Origin of the sequence: Rugosimonospora africana (assembly GCF_016862975.1) — a bacterium.
GTDB lineage: Bacteria > Actinomycetota > Actinomycetes > Mycobacteriales > Micromonosporaceae > Rugosimonospora > Rugosimonospora africana.
In genome coordinates, this window is sequence record NZ_BONZ01000032.1 from 91,216 (window position 1) to 118,033 (window position 26,818).

Below are 26,818 nucleotides of genomic sequence, written 5' to 3' on the forward strand. Positions count from 1 at the left end.
GGCCTTTGACAAGCTCCACCCCGGAGGTCCCCATCACTCACGTCGCTGAGCAGACTACCTAGGACGTGAACACACCGAGTCCGTTGGCCACCGCGCGCTGCGCGCCGTCGGAGGGGGTGTTGCGAACAGTGACCGAGGTGCTGCCCGCCTTACGGGCTACCAGGGTCGTCGATCCGCCGCCATCGAAGTTGATCGCGTTCTGGGTGGCGCCCAGGGTGGTCATGATGTCGGCCATCGTCTTCACCGTCGCGCCGACACTCGAACTGGTGCGCCCGTCGACCGCGACCATGTACAGCTTCAAGCCGTCGGTGCTGGTGCCCACCGCGGTACGGGGTGCCAGCGTGGAGGTGTCGTCGTTGAGCGACAGCCGTTGACCGTTCATGATCAGTATCAGGCCGCCGACCGCCGTCTGGAGCGCGGAGCCGTTCCCGCTCTCCAGGTGGTAGTTGACGGTCACGGAGTCGCCCACGGCGAGCCCGCTCAGGTTTGAGACTCCCGAGTCGCGGGCGAGCAGAACGGTGTGGCCGTCGGCGATCTGCCCCGATCCCGGTGCGGTGGCGACCCGGGTGACCTTCCCGTCGGCGATCTCGACTTCCCGGGTCTGGGTGCTGCACGCCCCGGCGCGGTTGGTGTCCGTACCGCAGGTGGCGCGCTTGCGGGACGTGGCGCCCCAGTCAGCGTTGAAGACCCCCACCCCGTTGACGGGGATGGCGTACTGGTTGAGGCCCTGGAGGTCGAACGACCCGCCCGGCGTGGTTGCCGTGCCGTCCAGGTCCAGCGTCGTGATGGTGGGCTTGCCATCGGAGGTGATGCCGAAGACATAGTCGTTGTCGGTCCCCGGCGGACGGGTCGGGCCGAAGCGTTGCGCACCCGGCACCGCGGCCTTGAGGTCATGTCCGTCCAGGATGGCGGGACCGGTGGACGCCCCGGTCCCGCCAGTGTCGATGTCGAAGAAGTCGCCGTTGACTCCCGCCACCGCCCCGACCCGGTTCGCCTGGGTACTGATCGTGGCCCGCTGCGCGACCTTCCCGGGCCAGATCAGGCCGACGTGCGCCTTCGTCAGATCGACGGTCAGGACATAGACCTGGGCGGAACCGTGGGTGGTCGACATCTGCATGGACTTGAAGGTCACCCCGGTGGCCACCTGCTCGCCCGGCGGGGTGCTCCCGACCAGCCACTGCCAGGTGGTGGCGTCGACGGCGGTACCGGTGCCCAGACTGAAGAGGGCCTTGAACTTGGTGACGGCCGCACCGGTGAGCGATCCGAAGTCGCCGTCCACCTGCAGCCCGTAGCCGTAGCGGTTGAGCTGGACCTGAAGTGCCCGTACCGCATCGTTGTTGGCCCCGGTGGAGAGCGGGACGACAAGCTTGGTCCAGGTGTCCTGGCCGATGACGCCGTCTACCGGCAGCCCGTTGGCGGTCTGGAAACTCTTCACCGCGGCCAGGGTCTGAGAACCGAAGACGCCGTCGGCACTGATCGTCGAGCCCTTGTACCGCAGCAGATACTGCGCCGTGGTCACCGACACGTTCTGCTGCCCGTTGCTGACGGTCGGCCAGGCAGGGGGTGCGTCGGCCGCCAGGGCCGGGGAGGTAGCGGTGCCGAATATCAGGGCGACGGTGGCGACGACGACCGCCACTCTTCGCCAGACAGGTCTGTGCACTGAAGGTCCCTTCGCTCTGGCTCCCGTGCACCGTCCGGAGTTGCCGCAGGGCGCGCGGAAGGCCGTGACCATAGTGAGGCGAGCCGGATCGTTTGCCCGGACGCGCGGTCGGATCCTAGAGGGCGGTGGACGACGACGTCGTCAACCCGTAGGTGTGGGTCGGCGCGGCGAGGTCGGATCGTGGTATGAGTTTTGGTTCGGCGAAGTCGACTGAGGACGGTGCGGGGTCAGGTGTTGGCGGCCAGCCCCAGCAACGTCGCCAACTCGCGGCGCGAGTGGCCGCCGAGCTTGCGCAGTGCGTTGGCCACGTGGCTCTCGACCGTGCGCTGCGACAGGAACAGCCGCTCCGCGATCTCCCGGTTGGTCGTGCCCGACGCGGCCAGGGCCGCGACCTCGCGTTCGCGCGGGGACAGTTGCGCACCGTACGACTGGCGCCCGCCGCGCCACGGGTACGGCACCGGCACTCCGAGCCCACGCATCGTCCGGCGCACGTCCGCGATGCCGCCGAGGGCCCCCAGCGTGTCGAACGAGCGCAGTGCCTGTTCCAGCCAGCGGGGCCCGGCCGCATCGCCCCGGGCGGCCAGATGCCGGCCCAGCCGGGCCTCGGCGTCGGCCTGTTCGTAACGGAGCCCGAGATCGGTGAACCGGCGGCGGGCGTCGTCGAACAGCCTTCCGTCGCTTGCCAGTTCGGCCCGGCACTGGACCAGCCGGGCATGCGCCGCCGGCGCCTCGGTGTCGCGCAGGCTGGCCGCCAGCTCGTCGACCGCCGGTCGCGCGTCGTCGGGGCGGCCCAACCGGACCATCGCGTCGAGCAGGCACAGCGTGGCGTCGGCGGCGCTCGGCCACAGCTGTTTGATCCGTACGATGTCCAGCACCCGCGTCGCCTCATCGGCCGCCGCCTGCGGCTGGCCCCGGTCGAGCAGCATCCGCGCCAGTTGGGTACGGGCCGGGGCGAGCGGCCGGAACGCCCCGACCCGTGCGGCTTCGGCGACCACGTCGCGCAGCAGCGGCTCGGCCTCGTCGAAATCCCCGGCCAGACAGAGCACGGACGCGAGCAGGAAGCGGGCATCGAGCGCGGCGGCGGTGAACTCGCGGGGTGTACGCACCAGAGCGCGCGCCCGGTCGAGAAGGCCGTCCCAGCGCCCGGCGCTCAGATCGACCCAGGCTTCGATGAGGTCGACGAGCCCCGCGAAGCGCAGGTAGGCCACCTCGTCGACGGCTTCGCGGGTCTCGGCCAGCAGCGACTCGGCGCGGGCCACGTCGCCGACGTGCAGGGCGGCCTGTGCCCAGTTGATGCAGGCGCGCGCGTGCTCGCGGGGGTCGCCGAGGAGCGCGGGGTCGCGGCTCAGCGCTTCGACGAGCGGCCAGCCGGACGGGTCACCGATCTCGATCGCCAGCGACGTACGGGCGATGCCGACGGCGACCGCGACGCGCGGGTGACCGGCGGCCAGGGCCTGCGCCTGTGCTCCCCGGGCCACGTGCACCGACACCGGGCGGTCCACGACCAGGTCCGGTACGGCGAGGATGGCCAGCGCCCTGGCCATCAGGTCCGGCCGGTCGGCCAGCTCGTCCACGGATCGCTCGATCTCGCGGTACCCCTGCTCGGCATCGCCCTGCTGGCGCAGCAGCCGTCCCAGCATGAACCGCAGCTCGCCGCGAACCGCGCTGGGCAGCTCGTCTTCGACCAGCAGGTCGGTCAGCACCGGGACGGCGACCGAGTGCGCCAGACCGTCCACAGCCGCGCGGGCGAGCTTGCCGGCCAGCCGCACCCGGTCGGCGCTCGGCAGGGTCGCTACCTGCACTGCCGGCACCAGGAAGTGCGCCGCCGTGGCATCGTCACCGTGTGACATGGCCAGGTCGGCCGCCGCCTCGGCGCTGCGCACGAACTGTGTCGTGGCACCGGCCTGCTGGTAGTGGTGCGTCAGCCGGGCGACCGGTCGCGGTCCATCGTCCTCGTCGAGCAGCCGGGCCGCCCGCAGGTGCAGCCACCGGCGGGTGGGTGGTGGCAACCCCTCGTGGATGACCTGCCAGGCCAACGCGTGGCGGAACCGGCACTGCCCGTCCTGCTCGTGCAGCAACCCGGCGGCCAGTCCCCGGCTCAGCGCACGGGCCACCCGGGCCGGGTCGCCGACCATCCGGGTCAGCAGCGCCTCGTCCGGGGCGGTGCCCAGCACGGCGGCGGCGCTGAGCACCTCGCGGGTGTCATCGTCCAGCGCCGACCAGCGGGCACGCAGCAGGTCGCGCAGCGCGGTCGGCACCGGCAAGCCCGCCGAGAGGTCGGACGCGGTGCGCAGTACCTCCTCGACGAGGAAGGGAATCCCCGCCGTGGCCTCGACGAGGGAGGTCACGAACCCGTGGGGCAGCTCGGCCGAGCCGAGCAGCTGGCGGGCCAGTTCGCCGACCTGAGCCGGCGGCAGCGGGTCCAGGCTGATCCGGGTCGACGCGCCGGCCCGGGCCAGCGCCTCCCAGATCGGCAGCTCCGCGCTGCCCTCGCTGCGCAGTGTCAGCACGACGGCCAGCCGCGCCGGCACCCGGGCGGCCAGGAACGCCACGAACTCACCGGTGCCGGCGTCGGCCCAGTGCACATCCTCCAGAACGAGGACGGCCGGGCCGAGGTCGTCGAGCACGGCGAGCACGGCCCGGAAGAGGCGGTGCCGCTCGGCCGTCGGGTCGCCGAGCGGCGGCGGGGCCGGCGGCAGCGCGGCGGCGATCTCGGGCAGGTACGGCACGAGCGCGCCGACGACCGGGCTCAGCCGTCCGGGCAGCGGCGACCGGAGGGCGTGCTCGCGTACGGCGTCGAGCACCGGCCCGAGCGGAAAGGGCTCCTGTACCGGCTCGCAGCCGCCGCGCAACTGCCGTACGCCGCCCAGCCCAGCGAGTGCCTCGATGACCAGCCGGCTCTTGCCGACGCCGGCTTCGCCGTCCACCACCACGATCGCCGGGGCGGACATCAGAGCCTGTTGCAACGCGCCCAGCTCACTGGATCTGCCGACGAAGTGAGGTAGGGGGCCCTGCACCAGCTCCTCCAGGTTGTCAAAAATCAGTAGTTCCTACGGATCATCGCATTCGGCGCCCGTGTTCCAGTAGCTCCCATGCGTCTTGCGGGTATGACCGTGGCCCTGGCCGTTGTGGCCCTGACCGTCGCCGGTGTCCCGGCTGTCGCGCACGCGGCACCGGCGCCGAAGCTGTCGGCGGACGGGCAGACCAAGCAGGTCTGCGCCGCACCGACGAAGAAGGGGCAGATGCAGTGCATGTCGGTACTGCGTGTGCACACCGGCAAATCGCCCAAGGCTGCCGGGGCGGCTCCGGAGGGCTACGGGCCGAGCGACATCCGTGCCGCCTACAACCTGCCGGCGACAGGCGGCGATGGTATGACCGTTGCGATCGTCGACGCCTTTGACGACCCGACCGCCGAGGCCGACCTCGCCGCCTGGCGCACGCAGTACGGGCTGCCGGCGTGCACCACGGCCAACGGCTGCTTCCGCAAGGTCGACCAGCGGGGCGGCACCGCGTACCCGGTGGCGGACGCGGGCTGGGCGGTGGAGATCTCGTTGGACCTCGACGCCGTGTCGGCGGTCTGCCCGGCCTGCCACCTGTTGCTGGTCGAATCCGACGACAACTACATGAACAACCTCGGCACGGCGGTCGATCAGGCGGTCACGCAGGGTGCGCAGATCGTGTCGAACTCCTACGGCGGCTCGGAGGATCCGACGGATCTGGACAACGACGCGCAGTACTTCGACCATCCGGGGACGGCGATCGTGGCCAGCTCCGGCGACGCCCGCTACGGTCCGCAGTACCCGGCGGCGTCGCCGTACGTGACGTCGGTCGGCGGCACGTCGCTGGTACGCGACGCCAGCACCAGCCGCGGCTGGAGCGAATCGGTGTGGGACAGCCACGGCGGCGGCCCGGGCAGCGGCTGCTCGCAGTTCGACGCCAAGCCGGCCTGGCAGAGCGACACGGGCTGCTCCATGCGCTCGATCGCGGACGTGTCGGCGGTCGCGGACCCGGACACGCCCCTGGCCATCTACGACTCGTTCCAGCAGTCGGGCTGGCTCACGTCGGGCGGCACCAGCCTGGCCGCGCCACTGATCGCCGGTGTGTACGCACTGGCCGGCAAGCCCGGCTCGGGCGAGTACCCGGTGTCCTACGCGTACGAGCAGAGCGGCGCGCTGAACGACGTGACCCAGGGCAACAACGGCAACTGCTCCCCGTCGTACCTGTGCACGGCCGGTCCCGGCTACGACGGGCCGACGGGGTTGGGCACCCCGAATGGCATCACGGCGTTCAAGGCGCTCGGCCCGCACGGCGAGTTGACCGGCACCGTCACCGACGCCGCGACCGGCTCGCCGCTCAGCGGTGCCACCGTGTCCGCCGGAAAGGCGACGGACACCACCGACGTACACGGCCACTATGACCTCACGGTGCCGGTCGGCAGTTACGACGTCAGCGCGACCCAGTTCGGTTACGACACCCAGCACGCGACCATGACCGTCACCGACGGCGCGACCACCTCCCGGAACTTCGCGCTGAGTGCCCAGCCCCGGGTGAACCTCAGCGGCACCGTGCGCGAAGGCTCCGACCACGGCTGGCCGCTGGCCGCGACGCTCACCGTGGCGGGCATGCCGGACGGCACGTTCCACGCCGACCCGGTCACCGGGCACTACTCGATGTCGCTGCCGGCCGGCGCCACCTACCGGGTGAGCGTCGCGGGCGACTACCCCGGGATGACCGCGCAGACGGCGTCCGTGGCCGTCGGGACGTCAGACCTCGCCCGGGACTTCAGCGTGCCGATCGACCGGTACGCCTGCAACGCGCCGGGCTACCAGGCCGGGACCACGCGCACCATCGCCGGGCAGACCTTCGACGGATCGACCGCCCCGGCCGGCTGGACCGTGCGGGACAACGCCGGCAACGGCGAGGTCTGGCAGTTCGGCGACCCCACCGAAAACGGCAACCGGACGGGCAGCAGCGGCGGGTACGCCGGGGTGTACTCCCTCGGTTACGGCGACGACCACCAGGACACGTCGCTCGTCTCGCCACCGTTGGACCTGAGCGGCGCCAGCACTCCGGCGGTGTGGTTCAACACCGACTACGAGACCGAGGGCAGCGCGATCGCCGACGTGGACTACTCCGTCGACGGCGGCGCCACCTGGACCAACGCCTGGCGGAGCGCGGCCACCAGCCTCACCAAGTCCCAGGTCACCGTGCCGATGCCGGCGGCGGCGGGGCACACCGGCGTCGAGGTGCGCTTCCACTACACCGCGAGTTTCGACCTGTGGTGGCAGGTGGACAACGTGATCGTCGGTGACCGCGTGTGCACCCCGCAGGCAGGCGGCCTGGTGCTGGGCCACACAAGCGACCGCAACACCGGCTCGACGCTGGCCGGCGCGACCTTCACCGGCGGCACCTCCGGCGCCACGGCGTCGGCCGCCGACGGTTCGTACTGGCGGTTCTCCGCTCCGGGATCGCAGTCGTTCAGCGCTTCCCTGGCGCGGTACCAGACGCAGACGCAGACCGCGGCCGTCGCGGCAGACGCCGTCAACGTCGTGGACTTCTCGCTCGCGGCGGGCCGGTTGTCGATCGCGCAGACCGGGGTGAGCGCGACCGCGCCGATCGGCGGTTCGGCGACGAAGACGGTCACGATCACCAACAACGGCACCGCGCCGGCGACGATCGACCTGTCGGACGCGCCGGTGGGAACGACACCGATGGTGGCCGGAGGCGGCGCGCCGGTGCAGGCGGTGCGTGGACACTTCTCACCGCACGCACCGGCACCATACGCACCGGCACCGCACGCACCGGCCCAGCCGATGGCACGGGCAGGCTCCGGAGCGGCAGGCACTGGTACGGCCGGCACCGGGGTGGCATCCCCGGCCGCGCTGCCCTGGACCGCTGTCGCCGACTACCCGACCGCGATCGGCTACGGCGCGGCGGGCTACCACGACGGCACCGTGTACGTCGTGGGCGGTGACTCGATTCTCGGGACGACGCGCAGCGGCTACGCGCTGGATCCGTCGACCGGCGCGTGGACGGCGATCGCCGACATGCCGCACGCACGGGCGACTCCGTCGGCGGCGTTCATCGGCAGCAAGTTCTACGTGGCCGGTGGTTGGTCGGAAACCAGCCAGGTGCGTGGTGACCTGGACATCTACGACCCGCAGAGCAACTCCTGGAAGTCGGGTCCGGCGATGCCGAACCCGGTCGCCGCGGCCGGAACGGCGGTCGTCGGCGGCCAGCTGTACGTGGTCGGCGGCTGCGAGGGCTCGTGCGGCAAGAAGTTCGTGCAGCGCTTCGACCCGGTGGCCGGCAAGTGGAGCACGCTGGCGAACTACCCGGTGAACGCGGCCTGGCTGGCCTGCGGCGGCATCGCCGGGAAGCTGTACTGCGCCGGCGGAACAACGGACAGCGGTAGCGGCAACGGCAACCGCACGTACAGCTACGACCCGGCGACGAACGCCTGGACGCAGCAGGCCAACCTCCCGATCGACCTGTGGGGGATGGGGTACAGCGTGGCCGACGGCGCCCTGATGGTGTCCGGCGGCGTGACGTCGAACAGCACCGTGGTGACGAACCGGGGCTTCGCGTTCCACCCGGACACGAACACCTGGACCGCGCTGCCGAACGCCAACCAGGCGGTGTACGCCTCGGCCAGCGCGTGCGGTCTCTACACGGTCGGCGGGCTGGACGCCACGAAGGCACCGACCAAGTTCGCCCAACTGCTGCCGGGCTACGCCGCCTGCGACACGGCCGATCCGGTGCCGTGGCTGTCGGCATCGGCGAGCGGCACCACGCTGGCGCCGGGAGGCAGCGTGACGGTGACCATGACGCTGAGCGCGACCGCGCTCAACCAGCCGGGCACCTACACCGCCGAGCTCGACGTCCGCAACGACACGCCCTACGCGACCGGCAGGGTGGGCGTGACGTTCTCGGTCACTCCACCGACCAGTTGGGGCAAGGTCACCGGCGTCGTCACCGGTGTCGCGTGCGGGGGCGGCTCCGCGCCGGTACCGGGTGCCACCGTGGCGGTCAGCGGCAAGGTCAGCGCCTACACGCTGCGAACCGACGCCGACGGCCGGTACACGCTGTGGCTGGACAAGGCCAACGGCACGCTGTCGATCACGTCGGCGGCTTCGGGTTGGTTCCCGGCGACGGCCTCGGCCAAGGTGCAGCCCGGACGGACGACCGTCGCAAACCTCACGCTGACCCAGACGGGATGCTGAAATGAAGCGCTTCATCGCCCTGCTCTCCGCGTTCTGCGGCGTGTTCGCCATGCTCGCGGGGACGCCGACCGCGGCCCATGCCGCCGGTACGGTGACGCTGTCCGGCGTGGTCCGCGACGGCGGCACGCACGGCTGGCCGTTGTGGGCAACCGTCTCGGTCGGCGGCGCCAGCGCGCAGACGTCACCGGTCACCGGGCGCTACTCGCTGGTCGTACCGGAGGCGGCGTCGTACGACCTGAAGGTCAGCTCGCCCGGGTACCAGGAGGCGGACGAGTCCGTCGCCGGCCCGTCGGCGGACGTCACGCTCGCCGTCGACGCGGACGCGTGCCGGGCGCCGGGCTACCAGTACGCGACGGACGGCCTGATCGAGGGCTTCGACTCGGGGTCGACGCCGCAGGGCTGGACCGTCCAGGACGGGATCGGTCAGGGCTGGGTGTGGCGGTTCGACGACCCGGGCAAGGTCGGCAACCACACCGGCGGGCAGGGCGGTTTCGCCGTCATGGACGACGAGTACTACACCTGGCAGGCCGAGGATTCCACGCTGGTGTCGCCGGTGGTCGACCTGAGCAAGCTCGACGCCCCCTCCGTCGGTTTCGCCTACGACTTCACCATGTGGGACTACACGGTGCCCTCCGGCATCGGCGACGTGGACGTGTCGATCGACGGCGGCACCACCTGGACCAACGTCTGGCGTCGCGATCTGCTCGAGGCCGGCCCGAAGCGGGCGGACGTCCCGATCCCGGCGGCGGCGCACCAGCCGGACGTACGGGTGCGGTTTCACTACTACACCAGCCCGGATGTCACCGCGGGCCGCTGGTGGGCGATCGACGACGTGTTCATCGGCGACCGCCGGTGCGACGCCGTACCCGGTGGGATGGTCGCCGGGCGGGTCACGGACGCCAACACCGCCGATCGGGTCGGCGGGGCGCGCATCGCCGGGCCGTCGGGCAGCACCACGTCGGACGCCAACGGCTGGTACTCGATGTTCGCGCCGGGGCAGGGCAGCCAGGCGTTCGTCGGGTCGAAGCTGCAGTACCACGACCTGAAGAAGTCGGTGGCGGTCGCGGCCGACCAGGTGACGGCGAGCGACTTCCCGCTGCCCACCGGACAGATCGCGGTCGCCCAGGCGGTCACGGCGACACCCGCGCTGGGTGGTTCCGGCCGCATCCCGTTGACGCTCACCAACACCGGGACGGCTCCGGCTCAGCTGACGCTGGCCGAGCGGCCCGGCGACTTCCAGATCGCGGGGGAGCGTGGGGAGCCGTGGTCGGGGCTGGGCACACCGCCGGCGGCCGGCTGGTCGTCGCTGCCGGACTACCCGATCGACATCCGCGACAACGTGGCCGGCGCGTACGGCGGCAAGATCTACTCCTTCGGCGGCATATCGAGTTCCTCGCAGGGCCAGCCCGTAGCCGCAAGCTACGTGTATGACCCGACCACGCGGGCGTGGAGCCAGATCGCCAGCGAGCCGCACGCCCGGCTGGAGGGGGTCGGGGCGTTCATCGGCGACAAGTTCTACGTGGTCGACGGCGCCACCGGAAGCGACGGCCTGACGATCACCGGCTCCCTCGACATCTACGACGCGAGCACGAACACCTGGTCGACCGGTGCGCCGATCCCGGTGCCCGAGGCGGACGCGGCCGCGGCCGTCCTCGACGGTCAGCTGTACGTGGTCGGTGGCTGCGACAGCCGGGCCTTCTGCGGTACCAGCGGGGTGTTCCGCTACGACCCGGCCAGCGGCGCGTGGCAACGGCTGCCCGACTACCCGACGCCGGAGTCCTGGCTCGGCTGTGGCGCGATCGAGGGGATCGTCTACTGCGCGGGCGGGCAGCAGAGCTTCGGGAAGGTTTCGACGGCGACGTACGCCTATGACCCGGCCGCGAACACGTGGACCAGCCGGGCGGCGGTGCCGATGCCGCTCTGGGCGATGGGCTACACCGTCGCGAACGGCAAACTGCTGATCTCCGGCGGTGTGAACAGCGGACTGAGCACCAACAAGGGATTCGCCTACGACCCTGTCGCGGACACCTGGTCGCCGCTGCCCGATTCGCTGAACCAGCTGACCCGTGGCGCCATGGCGTGTGGCGTGTACAAGATAGGCGGTGCGCAGTCGTTCGGCTCGTACTCGCCGTACGTCGAGACGCTTCCCGGTTACGCCGACTGCGGCAGCGACCGCGACGTGGCCTGGCTGTCGTTGAGCTCCATCACGGTGACCCTGCAGCCGAAGCAGAGCGCGAGGGTGTGGGTGAAGGTGGACGCGAGCGTGGTGAGCCAGCCCGGCACGTACGACGCCACCGAGCTGGTGCGCAGCGACACGCCGTACGGGGTCAAGACGGTCGACGTCACCATGATGGTGAACCCGCCGTCGTCGTGGGCCAAGGTCATGGGCACCATCAGCGGCACCGGATGCGACGGAACGACGAGGCCGCTCGCGGGCGCGAACGTCTGGATCGCCGGGCGCGATCACCAGACCACCCTGACGACCGACGCCAACGGGCGGTACGCGCTGTGGGTGGACCAGCGGGAGAGCCCACTGCAGATCACGGCCGGAGGCGACGACTGGACGCCGAAGGCGGTGGCCAACGTGAAGGTCAAGGGCGGCCGGGCCGACGTGCGGGACCTGACGGTGACGCCGTTGCAGTGCTGAGGTGATGCCGATTACGGCTACTTCGGACGCCTATGCCGGCATTTGTGGCAACGCCGGCCGGAGCGTACGTCACGACTGAGCGCCAGCCATGGACATGCGCCTATTCCTATGTCAAGATCCCGAACATCATGGATCTACGCATCGGGGCGTAGGGAGGCGCGATGAAGACAAGCTTCTGGCGCGGACGCACGGCCACCGCGTTGGCGGCGCTTGCCATGGTCGCCGGTACGGCCGGCTGTCTCGGCAAGACCGACAGCGCGGACACCGACCGCAACGCGGACGCGAAGAGTTTCACCCTCACCATCGCGGAAAACTCGATCAGTGGTGGCAAGAACGCGGTAGGCGCCGACTGGATCAGCAAGTGGATCATTCCGCACTTCATCGCCGAGGAGAAGGCCAAGGGCAAGACCGCGCACGTGACATTCCAGCCGTCCGGCGCGGCCGACGAGGACTACAAGGCGAAGGTGGCCCTGGACCTGAAGACCGGCAGCGGCGCCGACATCTACGGCATCGACGGCATCTGGCTCGGCGAGTTCGCGGATGCCGGTTACATCAAGCCGTTGTCCGACGAGGTGGGTCAGAAGGCCGTCGACAGCTGGGACGGCTGGGCGCAGATCCCGAAAGCGGTGCAGGGCAACTTCGCCTACAACGACAAGCGGTACGGGGTGCCCGAAGGCACCGACGGTCGGGTCATCTTCTTCAACAAAAAGCTGTTCGCCCAGGCCGGGCTCCCCGACGACTGGCAGCCGAAGGGCTGGGACGACATCCTGGCGGCGGGCCAGGCGCTCAAGGCCAAGGTGCCGGGCGTGACCCCGATCCAGCTCAACGCCGGCACCGCGATGGGCGAGGCGACCACGGCCCAGGGAATCCTGCCGCTGCTCGCCGGTGACGGCCGGGAGCTCTACGCCGACGGCAAGTGGCAGGGCAACACCCAGGCGGTACGCGACGTGCTCGGGTTCTACCAGAAGATCTACCGCGGTGGCCTCGGTGACCCGGTGCTCCAGCAGGACGCCAAGGGCCGGGACAAGTCCTTCGCCGAGTTCGCCGGCGGAAAGATCGGGATGCTGTTCGAGAGCGACTACTTCTGGCGCGGCGTGGTCGACCCGACCGAGGGCATCGCGAAGATGCCCGACCGCGACTCGACCGTCGGGTACGCGCTCATTCCCGCGGTGCGGCCGGGGGCCGGCATTCGCAACCAGGACTTCGTCTCCATGTCCGGCGGCAGCGGATGGGTCGTCAATCCGGCGACGAAGTATCCGCAGCAGACCTGGGAGCTGCTGCGATTCATGAACTCCCAGCAGGCGACGATCGCGTCGCTGAACGGAACGGCCCGGATCACCCAGCGCCAGGACGTCAACTCCCAGGTCCTGACGAGCGACCCGATGCTCAGCTTCGTGGCGGAGAAGGTCTTGCCGATCACCGCGTTCCGCCCCGGCTTCGCCGTCTACCCGCAGGTGTCCCAGGCGCTTCAACAGGCGACGCTGGACGTGGTCGTGGGCAAGAGTCCGGCGGACGCCGCCGCGACGTACCAACACACCATCGAGCCGCTCGTGGGCGGGGCGGCCAAGGTTGACTCGAACTGAGTCCGCCGCCACGCCGCCGGCCCTCGGCGCGGCGCGATCGGCCAGGCGGCCCAGTCCGGCCACTGACGTGGTCGGGCTGGGCCGGTCCCGCGCGGTCGCCTTCGTGGCCCCCGCGCTCGTGCTGATCGGGGTCTTCCTGGTCTTCCCCGCCTTCTGGACGCTCTACATCGGCGTGACGAACTACCGGCTCACCGGGGCCGCGGCCAAGGCCCCCGAGGTCGTCGGCCTGGACAACTACCGCGGCGTGCTGTCGGACCCGGCGTTCTATCGATCCCTGTGGTTGACGCTGATCTACGTGCTCGTCTCGGCCGCGGTCGGCCAGAACGTGCTGGGATTCGGGCTGGCCTGGGCTCTGCGCGGGGCCAGGCGCGCGATACGCCGGCTCATCGAGAGCCTGGTCCTCCTGGCCTGGGTACTGCCCAGCTCCGTGGTGGCCTTCCTGTGGATCGCGATGCTGGACCGCGATGCCGGCACGGTCAACATGTTGCTCGGCCAGAGCCCCGGTACGGCCTGGTTGGTGCAGTACCCGATGACCGCGCTCGTCGTGTTCAACATCTGGCGAGGCACCGCGTTTTCCATGATGCTCTACTCGGCGGCTCTGTCCTCGGTGCCACCGTCGCACCTGGAAACCGCCCGAGTCGTCGGCTCCAGCACCATGCAGACGCTGCGGGACGTGGTGCTGCCACACATCCGTCGGCACGCGCTGACCAACACCCTGCTCATCACGCTGTGGACCTTCAACGATTTCACGCCGTTCCTGCTCACCGCCGGCGGACCGGACCACCGGTCGGAGGTGGCGCCGGTGTACATCTACAACACCGCGATCGTCGGCGGTGACATGGGCTACTCCGGGGCCGTCTCGCTGGTTGTACTGCTCATCAACCTGCTGCTCGCTCTGGTGTACCTGCGCGCGGCCCGGGCGGGGAGGAGCTCATGAGCCTGGCGAAAGCCGTCGTGGCACGCATCCTCACGTATGTGGGCATCGCTCTGGCCACCGGATTCTTCGCGCTGCCGCTGCTGTGGCTGCTGTCCGCGCCGTTCGACGACTCCCCGAGTTACGGGGTGCACTGGCCGTCCCACCTCACCCTGCACAACTTCGCCGCCCTGGGGCACAACCCGTACGCGTTCGGGTCGCTGGTGAACTCGGTCCTGCTCGGCGCGGGCACCATGCTGCTCGTGGTCGTGGTTGCCGCGCTGGCCGCGTACGCGCTGTCCAGGGTGCGCATCCCCGGCCGGGATGCGCTGCTGTACGGCCTGCTGCTCCTGTCCAGCGTCATCACCGGTACCGCCGCGATGGTGCCCATCTTCCTGCTCATCTTCCAGTTGGGCCTCATCGACTCCCGATTCGGTGTGGTTCTCGTCCTCTCCGGTGGCCTGCTGCCGGCGGCCATCTTCCTGCTCAAGGACTTCATCGACACCATCCCCCGCTCGTACGAGGAGTCCGCCCGGGTCTTCGGTGCCACGCCGCTGCAGATCCTGCGTCACATCGTCGTACCGGTCGCCCGCCCCGGCCTGGCGACGATCGCGGTGTGGACGGTCGTGCAGGTGTGGGGCAGTTTCCTCACCCCGTTCATCCTGCTGCGCGACCCGGACAAGCAGCCGGCCGCCGTGCTGGTGCGCACCTTCTACACCGAGGGCGGCTCACCGAATCTCGCGCTCATCTCCACGTTCTCGTTGCTCTACTCGATACCGGTCGTGCTGATGTACCTGTTCGCCTGGAGCCGCTACGGCTTCCGATTCCACGGGGGGATCAAGAGTTGAGCGTGGTCACGGTCGAGGGGCTGACGAAGGAGTTTCCGGGCGGCGTACGGGCCCTCGACGGGCTGAATCTGTCCATTATGGACGGCGAGTTCTTCGCTCTGCTCGGACCGAGCGGCTGCGGCAAGACCACGCTGCTGCGTACCATCGCCGGTCTGGAGTCTCCCACCTCGGGCGCGGTGCGCATCGGCGACCGGGACGTGACGCCGCTGGCCCCGGGAGCCCGCAATGTCGCCATGGTGTTCCAGGACTACGCGCTGTTCCCGCACATGACGGTTCGGGAGAACATCGCCTACCCACTCAAGATCAAACGCCAACCGCGGGGGGAGCGGGAGGCCAGAGCCGGCGAGATCGGCGGGCAGCTGGGACTCGCCGGGCTCATGCCGCGCCGCCCGGCCGAGCTGTCCGGCGGCCAGCAGCAGCGGGTCGCGCTGGCCCGGGCGGTCGCCTGCCGTCCGTCCGTCTTCCTGTTCGACGAGCCGCTGTCGAACCTGGACGCCCGGCTGCGCCTCGAGGCGCGGACCTTCCTCAAGCGGCTCCAGCGGGAGCTCGCGGTCACCACCGTGTTCGTCACGCACGATCAGGCCGAGGCGCTGGCACTGGCGGACCGCATCGCGGTGATGGACGCCGGTCAGATCCGGCAGATCGGCACCGCGCGTGAAGTCTTCCGCCGGCCGTCGACCACCTTCGTCGCCAACTTCATCGGCTCCACGCCGATGAACCTGCTCTCCGGAGAGGTGCGCGGGGACGGTATCGCGGTCGCCGGCGGCACGGTACCTCGGCCGGACGGGTTGTCCGACGGCGAGCCCGTGACGGTCGGCATCCGGCCGGAGTATCTTCCGGTCTTGACCTCGGCGCAGCACGGCGCGTTGAGCGGCGAGGTGTCCATCGTCGAGCACCTCGGCACGTCGTCACTGGTGACCGTCGAGATCGACGGCGAACTGGTCGCCGGCACCGTGGCGGAGGGCGACGAGCCGGACACCGGCACCCGGGTCTGGTTGCGTCCGGTACCGGGCCGTGTCCTGATCTACCGCGTCGGCGATGGGACGCTGGTGTCGTGACCTGCCGCGCCCGCCTCGGGACCTGAGGCGGTGCCTGACCAGCCACGACAACCCCTCTCACCTGCGGCGCGCCGGCACTGGGCGGGCTGGCCGGCCTGACCCAGCCCGGTCTTCGGCGTGACCGGCGCGTCGCTCTTCTACCCGCGGCGCGGCCGCTGAGCGCCCCTTCCAACTTCGCGGAAGAAATTCTCCTTAACCGCAGGCGTCTGGAAGATTAGTTTCGGCTGTGCCAAGATCTTGGTCAGTATCGAACGGTCGCTATGGCCGTGGTCACCCCGAGTCCGAGCCAGACCTACCCGGAGCGCTCCTTATGAGAAGAACCGCAGTAGCGGCGACGGCGCTTGCCCTGTGCGCCACGCTCGCCGCGACGAGTTGCTCGTCTTCCAGCAGCTCATCGAAGGGCGGGGGCACCTTCACCGCGATCCTCACTCAAATCGACTCGAAGGCGCCGATCAACCCGTATAACCAGTCGACGAACTCGTTCCGCGGCTACAACGCGATGATGTTGGGCTGGTCGAAGAACACCGCGACCGACCCGAACAAGTTCTACCCGGCCATCGCCAAGAGCTGGGAGTTGTCCCCGGACGGCACGAAGCTGACGGTGCACATCCAGCCGAACGCCAAGTGGTCGGACGGCAAGCCGGTGACCGGGGACGACCTCAAGTTGTCCGCCGCCGTCGCCTACGCCGAGGGCGGCTCGGCGTTCGCCGCCATCCCGGGCACCGCGGGCGGGACGGTGGACGTCAAGGTGATCGACGACAAGACCGTCGAGTTCGACCAGAACGCGACGAAGCCGCTGAACACCTGGTTCGCCAACGTGATGACGATGTACGTGCTGCCCGCGCACGTGTGGTCCGCCCAGGTGCCGAGCGACATCTGGGACACCATCCACACCGCGTTGACCGGCAGCGCGGCGGACGCCAAGACCGCCCAGGACACGATCACCGCGCTGGGTAAGAAGCTGATCGGCTGGGGGCCGGACAAGGACGTCTCGGCGGGCCCGTTCACGCTCACCCGGGTCACCACCTCCGAGGCCCTGCTGACGAAGAACAAGAACTTCTACGACGCGGACAAGATCGCGCCTTCCCAGGTGGTGATCAAGAACTACCAGGACAACTCAACGATCGTGAACCTGCTGCTCAAGGGCGAGATCGACGGCAGCGTGTACGTGGCCGTCTCGCAGAGCCAGCTCGACAAGATCCTCGCAGTCAAGGGCAACCAGGTGGTGAGCGGGGCGAGCCCGGTACAGGCGTCGCTGGTCTTCAACGAGTCGAAGAAGCCGTTCGACAACGTGCACGTCCGGCGCGGACTCGCGTACCTGATCGATCGTGCCCAGGTGACCAAGGTCGGTGAGTCCTCGTCGGGTAAGGCGTCGCCGTACCCGGCCGGTCTGACGGCCGCGCAGATCCAGGGTTGGGGTGTGAGCACCTCCGGCCTCAACGCGTACAGCGTGGACACCGCCAAGGCCGCGACCGAGTTCCAGCAGGCCGGGCTGAAGCAGGCGGGTGGCAAGTGGACGCTGCCGGACGGCAAGCCGTTCACGGTGCCGATCCAGACCACGAGCGACTTCAACGACTGGACGTCGGGGGCGAGCAACGTGGCGGCCCAGCTTCAGGCGGCCGGGGTGGACGCCAAGGTGACCGCCTCGTCCGACTACGCCACGTATCTGGCTGACCTGGCGGCGGGCAAGTTCACGGTGTCCTGGTGGCTGACCGCGCTCGGCCCGTCCGCGTACAACATCTACCAGCGGCTGTACGGCGCGGCCAACGGCTGGACGCTCGGCACCGGAGGCGGGGTCGCGCACTCGGCGGCCGGGCAGAGCGGCAACTGGATGGGTGAGGCGGAGAGCGCGGACGTGTCCGGGCTGGGTACGGTCAACCCGGGCGAGCTCACCAACCAGCTCTCCCAGGTCCCCCCGGACCAGCAGAAGCAGATCGTGGCGAAGCTCGCGGCGTTCACCAACGACCAGGTCCCGGCGATCGCCATGTGGGACTACGTGAACCAGAACTTCGTCAACACCAACCGCTTCACCGGCTTCCCGCCGAACGACGCGGACGTGCTGCGCCAGCCGCAGGGCGTCTGGATGCAGCTCGGCTACATCAAGGCCAAGGCCAAGTAGGCCACCGACAACGAAAAGGGCCGTCCCTGGGGCGTCGCGTGATGAGCGCGGCGCCTCAGGGGCCTCTCATGATCGGATACGTGTGATGGGTGCGGAACGAGGTGACGCCGGGTGAGGAATCTGCTGGTGCGGCTGGCGGGCCATCTGGTACGCGCGCTGGTGATGATCTGGGTCGTGGCGACGTTCACGTTCTTCCTGATCCGGCTGATGCCCGGCGACCCCGTGGCGGCGCAGTACGAGAAGCTGGTACAGCAGGGCATGTCGCCGGACGCGGCGCGCAACGCCACCCGGCTCACGTACGGATTCCTGCCCACCGGTTCGGGCTGGGACCAGTACGTGCACTACCTCTGGCGGCTGCTGCACTTCGATTTCGGCCGGTCCACCCAGACGCTCGGGGTGAACGCCTCCGCGGAGGTGCTCACCGGAGCGAAGTGGACGATCGGCCTGGTCCTCGCCGGCATCCTGATCAGTTTCGCCCTGGGAACGGTGCTCGGGGTGATCGCGGCGATCCGCCGCAGCAGCGGGGTCGGTGACGCCCTGACGATCACCGGGTCGCTGTTCCACGCCATCCCGCAGTTCGTCATGGCGCTGGTACTGATCACCGTGTTCACCGTGATCTGGCCGGTCTTCCCGACCGACGGCAACGTCGACATCCTGGTCGACCCCGGCTTCAACGGGCCGTACGTCGCCTCGCTGGTCAGCCACGCGAGCCTGCCGGCACTGGCCTACGCGCTGTCCATGTTCGGGTCGTACCTGCTCACCATGAGATCGAGCGTGATCTCGGTGCTCGGCGACGACTTCGTCCTCGCCGCCGAACTGCGCGGACTGACCCGCACCATGCGCCTGCGGTACATCGCCCGCAACGCGCTGCTGCCCCTGTTCACCATCTTCGCGCTGACCATCGGCTTCATGTTCGGCGGCGCGGTGTTCATCGAGAAGGCGTTCAACTACCCGGGGATGGGGATCACCCTGATCAACAGCATCGGCCACCGCGACTACTCGACGATGAACGCCACGTTCCTGCTCATCACGGCCGCGGTGATCGTCGCGAACATCGTGGCCGACCTGCTCTACACCGCGATCGACCCACGGGTGCGCCGCGGCGGGGAGGCGGTGGCGTAACCATGGTGACCGCGGTCGAGATCCCGACCGGAAACACGCCGGCGCTCACGCCGGCCCGCCGGGGATTCTGGCGCAACCTGTGGCGGGTGCTGCGGCGCAAGCCGACCCGCGTCGCTGGCGCCGTGATCGTCGCGCTGTTCGTGGTGATGGGCGTCGTCGGGCCGTTCCTGTACCCGGCGAACCTGCCGACCGACCCGGGCAACGCCTACGCCGGGCCGAGCGGCTCCCATCTGCTGGGTACCGACTTTCAGGGCACGGACGTGCTCGCGCTGCTGGTCACCGGCTCCCGATACGTGCTGGTGGCCGCGGTCATCGCGGCGGCCTGCACGGTGGTCGTCGGTACCGGCATCGGGCTGTACGCCGGCTACCGGCGCGGCGGACCGGACTCCGTACTGATGCGGATCACCGACTTCATCATCACCATCCCCGGGCTGCCCCTGCTGCTCGTGCTCTCCACGCTGTGGAAGTACTCGAACCCGCTCACCATGGGACTGGTGCTCGGCGTCACCGGCTGGGGCAGCGTCGCCCGCGCCGTGCGGTCGCAGACCCTGTCCTTGCGCGAGCGCGGCTTCATCGAGGCGGCCCGCGGGCTGGGGCTGTCCACCGCGCACGTGGTGCGCAAGGAACTGCTGCCCAACGTCGCGCCGTATGTCGCGATGAACCTGCTGATCAGCGTGACCGTCTACATCTACCTGGAGGTCGGTCTGTTCTTCCTGGGGGTGCTGCCGTTCAATGAGAACAACTGGGGAGTCATGATCAGCCAGGCGGTGCAGAACGGAGTGACCCAGACCGGTCAGGGGCTGGCCTACCTGCTCTCCCCGCTCGTCGCGATCCTGCTGCTGACCCTCGGCATCGTGCTGCTGGTGGACGCGATGGACGAGGTGTTCAACCCCCGGCTGCGGGAGGACTGAGTGACTGCGGCGACCCAGGCGACAACGAGTACCGCGGCGGCCGCGCCGCCGGCGGTCACCATCCGAGACCTGACCATCGTGTACCGGACGCCCGCCGGTGAGTTGCCCGCGGTGTCGGGCGTCGACCTCGACCTGCCGCCCGGCACGATCACCGGGCTGGTCGGCGAGTCCGGCTCCGGCAAGTCGACGCTGGCGCTGTCGCTGCTGGGCGCGGTACAGCGTCCGGGGCGGATCGCCGCCGGCTCTATCCACGTCGACGGGCTCGGCAACCTGGTCGAGCTGTCCGCCAAGAGCCTCCAGGAGGCTCGCGGCGGCGAGATCGGCTACGTCTTCCAGGCCGCGCAGAACTCGCTCAACCCGCTGAAGACGGTCGGTAAGCAGCTGCTCGACCTGGGCCGCTCACACGGGGTCAGGGACCGGACCGCGCTGGTGCGCTCGGCCAAGGAGTTGCTGGCGGGCATGGGGCTGGACGCGGCCCGGGTGTTGGACTCCTACCAGCACGAGCTGTCCGGCGGGATGCGGCAACGGGTCGGGATCATGTTTGCCCTGGTGCTCAACGCGCACGTCCTGGTGCTGGACGAGCCGACGACCGCGCTCGACATGATCTCCCAGGCCAATGTGCTGAAGATCGTTCGCGCGGTACACACCGAACGCGGGCTCACGACACTCCTGGTCACGCACGACATCGGGGTCGTGGCGGAAGTCGCCGAACGCATCGCGGTGATGTACGGCGGGGTGGTGGTCGAGCAGGGGGAGACCGCGGACGTCCTGCGCGCGCCGAAGCATCCGTACGCCCGCGCGCTGATCAACGCGATCCCGCGGGTCTCCGGGGATCTGTCCGCGGCCCGGCCGCTGCCCGGCCGCCCGCCCACGCTGGGGACCATCCCCACGCGGGGCTGCGTCTTCCGGGAACGCTGCGCCGTGTACGCCGAGCGACAGCTGCCGGCGTGCGTGGCCGAACAGCCGCCGCTCGCGCCGGTCGCGGACGGCTCCGGACGGCTGGTGGCCTGCCACGCCGTCGCTGTCGAGGACCAGCAGGCGACGGGGGAGACTGCGTAGTGATTCACAAGAAGCGGTCGCTTGACGGCGCGACTCGCGAGTCCCTTGACCGCGCGACGAACGGCACCGGCACGGACGGCACCGGCACGGACGGCACCGGCACGGACGGCACCGGCACGGCCGGCGCCATCGAGGCCCGCGGCATCGTCAAGTCCTTCAAGGCGCGCGGCGACGTGCTGGCCGGTCGTACGGTACGGGCGCTGCGCGGAGTCGACTTCCGCATCCCGCCCGGCGGGGCGGCGTCGTTCATCGGCGAGTCCGGCTGCGGGAAGACCACGCTGGGCCGGATCCTGGCCGGCGTGGAGTCCTTCGACTCCGGCGAGCTGGTCCTGGGCGGCGTACCGCTGGCCGGGCTGGCCCCGCGCAAGCGGGCGCCCCACTTCCGGCGGGTACAGCTGATCCACCAGGACCCGTACTCGGCGCTCAACCCGACCCGTACGGTGGAGTCGATCCTGCGCGATCCGCTGGCCCTGCGGGCCAAGCAGACCGGTCAGTCGCGGGCCTGGATCGACGGGCGGGCCCGCGAGGTGCTCGACCTGGTGGGACTCGACCCGGGCTATGTGCTGCCGCGCTTCCCGCACCAGCTCTCCGGCGGCATGCGCCAGCGGGTGGTCATCGCGCGGGCGTTGACCGTCGACCCCGCGGCGCTGGTGGCCGACGAGGCCGTCTCGATGATCGATGTCTCGCTGCGGCTCGGCGTCCTGAACCTGCTGCGCGAGCTGCGCTCCACTCTCGGCGTCAGCGTGCTGTTCATCACCCACGACGTGGCCACCGCGCGGTACATCGGGGCGGACGGCGAGCTGTACGTCATCTACCGCGGGGAGATCGTCGAGCACGGCCCGACCGAGACGGTACTGGCCGATCCGGTGCATCCCTACACCCAGTGCCTCCTGTCGGCGATCCCCGTGCTGCACGGGGTCGAGCAGCCGGGCGCCGACCGGCTGGCTCCCACCGAGCCGCTGGACGAGTCGCAGCCGGAGGACGGTTGCCTGTTCGCCGCCCGCTGCCCGTTCGCCACCGACAGGTGCCGCACAGAGCATCCCGAACTCGGCCACCTCGGCGGCACCGCCCACGAGCACGCCTGCTTCTACCCGCAGCGCCGATCTGTGGTCGCCACTCCGCTCGCCGACACGTGAGCGGCCGGCCGCCATGCCGGCTGCCGGTGGCCCATGCGGCCCGCCGATGCCAGCCGCTGGCGCCTTACGCCCCCTCGACGACCAGATCGCGGCCGTACTGCCAGAACACCCGGCCTACCGCCGCACCCACGGCGAGGGAGTAGAAACGCTTGGGGCCTACCCAGCCGATCTCGGCGCTGCGCGCACCGGTCGCGCGCAGGTCCCGCAGGCAACGCCGCAGCAGCACCGCGCCGATGCCGAGCCCCCGCGCGGATTCCGCGGTCCCCATCGGTCCGAACCAATGCGGGCGGGCGCCCCAGGCCGCGAAGCCGAGCACCGCCTCATTCCGCACCGCCACGTGGCATCCGCTCGCCTGCGTCGCCTCCCACGCCCAGTTCTCGCCCCAGTGCTGCCGGACGAACGCGGCGGCCGTGTCGCGCAGCCGGTCGGTGGCGCGCTGTACCTGTATCCCCTCGCCGGCCAGGCGCTGCTCGTCACCGGCCGAGTCGAGGTCGACGGTCAGGTCGGCGGTCATGTTCCACGCGGTGCCGGTCTGCGCGTAGCCCACCTCCTCGGCCAGGCACGCCGCCGCCGTGTAGCGCACGTCGATTCCGGGCCATCCGTAGCAGGGCGGGTTCCCGGCGATCCGGGCGTGCCGTACGCCGTGGCGCGCGAACCATTCCTCGCCCGCGGCGACGAGACTTCGGCCGAGCCCGCGCCGCCGCGCGCCCGGATGTACCGCGAGCAGGTCCCAGTGGCCGACCGCCGGATCGCGGGTGGAAATCGACACCGCGGCCACGCCGTCGCCGTCGGGCGTGGCGAGCAGCGCGTGGCTCCGGCCGGCCGGTGGCGCGATCAGCCGGGCCAGGACCGCCGCCGCCGCGTCCTGGTCGTGGCTCAGCGCCTGTGTGACGGTCCGGAAGTCCTCCGGCCGGGGCGCGGCGATGGTCTGGATCATCACGGCGACCATCCTCGCACGGGACCGCGGGGACGCCCGGTCGGGCGTCCCCGCGGTGGCGGGAGGTTCAGCTACCGGGCACGCTGTCGACGAGCCATTCGAGCACGCCGACCGACGTGGTCGCTGCGCTCTGCAACGAGATCCGCAGCTTCGTGGTGGTGACCGGGTCGAAGCTGACCTGGTTGAACGTGTTGAGCGTGGTGGTGTACGCGCTCGGGTCGCTCACGTCGGTCCAGTCGGTACCGTTCCAGTACTGGAGCGTCCACGAGGTCGGCAGGCCGATGCCGCCGCCGTCGTCGAAGAAGTAGACGCCCGACCCGTTGGTGGTGATGGGCTGGCTCCAGTCCAGCTCGACCCACTGCGGGCCCTCCTCGGGCCAGTCACCCCAGCGCAGGTTCACGCTGTCGTTCGAGCTGGGCGGGTAGATCCCGTCGTTGAGGGCTTTGACGTTCTCCCATGGCGACGTGTACGAAGCGGACGGCGTGGCGCCCGTCGCCAGGTTGGTCGAGCCGGGCGGTACCGGCAGCTCGCGCTGCACGGTGACGAACGGCTCCGAGCCGACGCTGCCGGACACCCCGTTGGCGGAGGCGTACGTCGTGGTGATCGGGATACCGACGCTGCCGTTGAGCGAACTCGGGGTGGTCAGCGTCCACGTCACGGTGGCGCTGGCCCCTGGTGCGATCGAGGCGATCGTCGCGGGCGTGCCGGGGTCGACGGTCCAGCCGGTCGGGGTGTCCAGGCTGAGCTTGACGTCGGTCAGGGCGGTGGCGCCGGGATTGGTGACCGTCGCGGTGGCGGTGGTGGACGAGCCGGCCGAGATGGTCGGCTGGCTGTGCTGTCCGGGTACCGTGCTGGCCACGTTCACCGCGACCGTCGGCCTGGCCGCCCCGCCCAGCCGGATCCGCACGCTCGGGTGGTTCGAGGCGACCGTGACGGTCTGGGTGGCCGGGTCGTACGCGCCGCCGGTGACCGACTTGACGCCGGCGGAGGCCAGGCTCGGCAACTGGACGCGCACGTCGTCGCTCGGCAGCTTGCCGGGCAGGTTGACCGTGACGACCCGGTCGCCGCGGTCGGACAGCACCGAGATGTCGACGCCGTAGGTCTTACGCGCCCCGGACTTGACGTCGTAGGAGGAGGTGAGGTTGTCGATGTCGATGTGCTGGCCGGGTACCAGCCACGCGTCAGGAATGCCGCGCCCGACATACAGCGCGGTGTGGTAGTCGAACGTGCCGTCCGGGTTGGTGGTGGAAACCAGGCCGGGTGCGGCCAGCGCCTGCACGAGCGTCTGCGTCTGGCTGGCCATCGGCCACACGTACGGGACGGCGCCGAACTGCGGTGCCGCATGGCTGCCGGCCCAGGGGTTGTTCGGGTCGGGCGCGCTGCCGTTGGCCTCCCACCACGCGTTGGGTCCGCCGGTGGTGTTCTGGATCTGCCAGGCGTAGCTGGTCAGGGCGAGGTCGCGGTACTGCGTGCCGTACAGGCCCCCGGCCGCGTACCCGGTGTTGAGCGCGACGCTGTAGCCGCTGTAGGCGCCGAAGGACGGGAACGGCACCCCGCTGCCCTGCAACCGGCTCATGCCCATGGTGTAGAGGTTGTCGGTCTGGGCCTGGTCGCCGAGCACTCCGCCCAGCGTGCCGCCCGCCAGCATGATGTCCCAGACGTTCTGGCTCCACAGGTTCGAGCCGGCCCAGTTCGCGTCGTTCTTGGTGTTGCAGCGGTCCGCGGTGCTCGGCACGTTGACCTCGCACGGCAGGTACTTGAAGCCGTTGGCCTGCTCGTTGGCCGACAGCCCGGCGTTGGTGGCGTTCAGCAGGCTGGTGTAGGCGCCGTCGGCCCACTGTGCCTCGGCGGTGTTGCCGATGCGGGTGGTGATGTACTTGTAGGACGCCAGGCCGGCCAGCGCCGCCTCGTCGTCGAACAGCCAGGTACCCGACGAGTCGTTGTCGCCCGACGTCCGCAGGTAGTGCGTCGTGCTGGACAGCTGGGCCAGGTAGTCGGTGTGCATCAGCGTGTACAGGCTCGGCCCCCACGGACTCGGGCCGCTGGCGTCATCGTGGAAGTAGGTGTTCACGAACGACGTGTCGCCCGTGACCTCCAGGTACTGTCCCCACGTCGCGGGTGTCTTCCACGGCCCGTCCCAGTACCAGTTCGCGCCCTGCTCGTTGAAGTTGCTCGCCTCGGAGACGCGGGCGGTCAGCAGCAGGTTCTGGGCGTCGGCGTAGTCGCCGAGTTCGAGCCGGTTGGCCAGGATGCTGGGCACGTCGTGATTGAGCAGCGAGTCGTAGTTGTTCGCGCCGGAGAACTGCGCCTCGCCCACCTGCACGATGCGGGTGTAGACGAACGCTGCCTTGTAGGCGTTGTCGATCGCGTCGCCCGGGTTGGCCAGCCCCGTGTTCGGCAGCGTGAGGTTGGGCAGCGACAGCCTCGGGATGTCCTTCAGCTGGTTGTTCCAGAAGGCGCTCATGTGGCCGAACGCGTCGTCGTAGGAGGCCACGCCGGCCAGCGCCGCGGCCGTGGGCAGCGTGCCGGTGGTGTTGAAGGTGTCCACGGCGGCCACGAAGTCGTGGGTGACGGTGGCGCCCGCGGCGACGGTGTCGGCGTGGTCGTCGAGGCTGACCAGGTTCGGCCCGGACTGGCCCGACGGCACGTCCAGGATGCCTGACGTGGTGTTGTGCACGGTGATTCTGGTGTAGACCAGCTCGACCTCGGCGCCGTCGACCTTCTGCTGATTGGCGAAGTCGGTGATGGAGATGTCCGCGCCGGCCCGGCTGAACGAGGTGGTCAGTGCCGGGAGGTAGCCGCCGGACATGCTCCACGTCACCGAGCCCGGCGCGGGGGCCTTCCCGGCGGCCAGGCCGTAGTTGTAGACGTTGAACGAGTACATCGCCCCGCAGTAGGTCGTCTTGCCGGCGACGTAGTGCGTCGGTACGCCACGGGCGAAGTAGGCGCCGGACAGGTACGCCAGCGGTGCGTAGTAGTTGCCCTGCCAGCCGATCGCCGACTCGTTGGCGAACCCGTAGCCGTACGGGTCGCTGGGCAGGGGCGCGTTCGTGCCGCCGGACTTCGGCAGGGTCGAGTCATTGCAGCTGTTGATCGGCAGAGTGGGCAGGGGCTGGTAGGTGGGGGTCGCGGCCCGGGCGGAGCCGGCGAGCGCGGCGCCTCCCGGAATGGCCAGCGCCAGCGCGGTGGCCAGCCGCAACAGCTGATGTGTTCGAGACAATGTCGTCGTCTCCTCAGTGCTGATCGGTGAGCGGGGTCTTCCCGCCGACCGCCGCGACACCATGGGCTGGACACACGGCGATCGCGCCGCAGGTCCGGTAGTGCCCTGGCGCGCGTGAAGCGGGTCTCGGATAGCAGCGTTTGGGACGGGCTCGTCGACGTCGAATGGGACGGAAATCCGTTTCTCTCCTGGCGAAGGCTAAGCTCCATCGTGATCAAAGTCAACGATCGTCGGGCTTCTTGTTAACGGTCACATAGCATGATTTAGCCCGGTTTCATGGCCGATGATCACTGCTTGTCAGCGTGCCATCGCTGCGCCAGTGTCGCAGAAAAGGGTTTCTGTGAGGGTGGTCCGAGGGGACCTTCGCCACGGGGACGCCTCT

Annotated in this window: 15 protein-coding genes; 11 read left to right on the forward strand and 4 right to left on the reverse strand. The window is 70.0% G+C overall.

The window, feature by feature from the left end:
* Nucleotides 1–58 precede the first annotated feature (58 nt).
* Nucleotides 59–1,660, reverse strand: a complete 1,602-nt coding sequence (locus Raf01_RS17200) for a phosphodiester glycosidase family protein (RefSeq protein ID WP_203918913.1) — start codon at nucleotides 1,658–1,660, stop codon at nucleotides 59–61.
* A 227-nt stretch (nucleotides 1,661–1,887) separates the two neighbouring features.
* Nucleotides 1,888–4,677, reverse strand: a complete 2,790-nt coding sequence (locus tag Raf01_RS17205) for an ATP-binding protein (protein ID WP_203918914.1) — start codon at nucleotides 4,675–4,677, stop codon at nucleotides 1,888–1,890.
* A 75-nt stretch (nucleotides 4,678–4,752) separates the two neighbouring features.
* Here Raf01_RS17205 and Raf01_RS17210 point away from each other — a divergent pair, with 75 nt between their 5' ends.
* From Raf01_RS17210 to Raf01_RS17260, 11 genes are all read left to right on the forward strand, one after another.
* Nucleotides 4,753–8,883 (forward strand): carboxypeptidase regulatory-like domain-containing protein, encoded by a 4,131-nt coding sequence (locus tag Raf01_RS17210; RefSeq protein WP_203918915.1) that lies wholly within the window; start codon nucleotides 4,753–4,755, stop codon nucleotides 8,881–8,883.
* Between the two features lies 1 nt (nucleotide 8,884).
* Nucleotides 8,885–11,530, forward strand: coding sequence for a Kelch repeat-containing protein (locus Raf01_RS17215; RefSeq protein ID WP_203918916.1), 2,646 nt, complete (start codon nucleotides 8,885–8,887; stop codon nucleotides 11,528–11,530).
* Between the two features lie 161 nt (nucleotides 11,531–11,691).
* Complete coding sequence (locus Raf01_RS17220; RefSeq protein ID WP_203918917.1) at nucleotides 11,692–13,113, forward strand: extracellular solute-binding protein; 1,422 nt, start codon at nucleotides 11,692–11,694, stop codon at nucleotides 13,111–13,113.
* The gene (locus Raf01_RS17225; protein ID WP_203918918.1) at nucleotides 13,100–14,050 is read left to right on the forward strand and encodes a carbohydrate ABC transporter permease; all 951 of its coding nucleotides are present in this window, start codon (nucleotides 13,100–13,102) and stop codon (nucleotides 14,048–14,050) included. The genes Raf01_RS17220 and Raf01_RS17225 overlap by 14 nt, the downstream gene beginning before the upstream one ends.
* Nucleotides 14,047–14,874 (forward strand): carbohydrate ABC transporter permease, encoded by an 828-nt coding sequence (locus Raf01_RS17230; protein ID WP_203918919.1) that lies wholly within the window; start codon nucleotides 14,047–14,049, stop codon nucleotides 14,872–14,874. The genes Raf01_RS17225 and Raf01_RS17230 overlap by 4 nt, the downstream gene beginning before the upstream one ends.
* Nucleotides 14,875–14,876: 2 nt before the next feature.
* Nucleotides 14,877–15,932 carry an ABC transporter ATP-binding protein gene (locus Raf01_RS17235; protein ID WP_239133682.1) on the forward strand — a complete coding sequence of 352 codons (1,056 nt, stop codon included), beginning with the start codon at nucleotides 14,877–14,879 and terminating at the stop codon, nucleotides 15,930–15,932.
* Between the two features lie 310 nt (nucleotides 15,933–16,242).
* Nucleotides 16,243–18,051 carry an ABC transporter substrate-binding protein gene (locus Raf01_RS17240; protein ID WP_203918921.1) on the forward strand — a complete coding sequence of 603 codons (1,809 nt, stop codon included), beginning with the start codon at nucleotides 16,243–16,245 and terminating at the stop codon, nucleotides 18,049–18,051.
* Between the two features lie 111 nt (nucleotides 18,052–18,162).
* Complete coding sequence (locus Raf01_RS17245) at nucleotides 18,163–19,173, forward strand: ABC transporter permease (RefSeq protein WP_239133676.1); 1,011 nt, start codon at nucleotides 18,163–18,165, stop codon at nucleotides 19,171–19,173.
* A gap of 2 nt (nucleotides 19,174–19,175) precedes the next feature.
* Entirely contained in the window at nucleotides 19,176–20,084 is a 909-nt protein-coding gene (locus Raf01_RS17250; protein WP_203918922.1) for an ABC transporter permease, read from the forward strand.
* Nucleotides 20,085–21,143, forward strand: a complete 1,059-nt coding sequence (locus Raf01_RS17255) for an ABC transporter ATP-binding protein (protein WP_203918923.1) — start codon at nucleotides 20,085–20,087, stop codon at nucleotides 21,141–21,143.
* Complete coding sequence (locus tag Raf01_RS17260; RefSeq protein ID WP_239133677.1) at nucleotides 21,143–22,279, forward strand: ABC transporter ATP-binding protein; 1,137 nt, start codon at nucleotides 21,143–21,145, stop codon at nucleotides 22,277–22,279. Before Raf01_RS17255 ends, Raf01_RS17260 begins: the two co-directional genes overlap by 1 nt.
* 64 nt (nucleotides 22,280–22,343) lie before the next feature.
* Here Raf01_RS17260 and Raf01_RS17265 read toward each other — a convergent pair whose 3' ends face one another.
* Nucleotides 22,344–23,216 carry a GNAT family N-acetyltransferase gene (locus Raf01_RS17265; RefSeq protein WP_239133683.1) on the reverse strand — a complete coding sequence of 291 codons (873 nt, stop codon included), beginning with the start codon at nucleotides 23,214–23,216 and terminating at the stop codon, nucleotides 22,344–22,346.
* Nucleotides 23,217–23,283: 67 nt separating this feature from the next.
* A complete protein-coding gene (locus tag Raf01_RS17270; protein ID WP_203918925.1) occupies nucleotides 23,284–26,436 on the reverse strand; it encodes an NEW3 domain-containing protein in 3,153 nt (1,050 codons plus the stop codon).
* Nucleotides 26,437–26,818 lie beyond the last annotated feature (382 nt).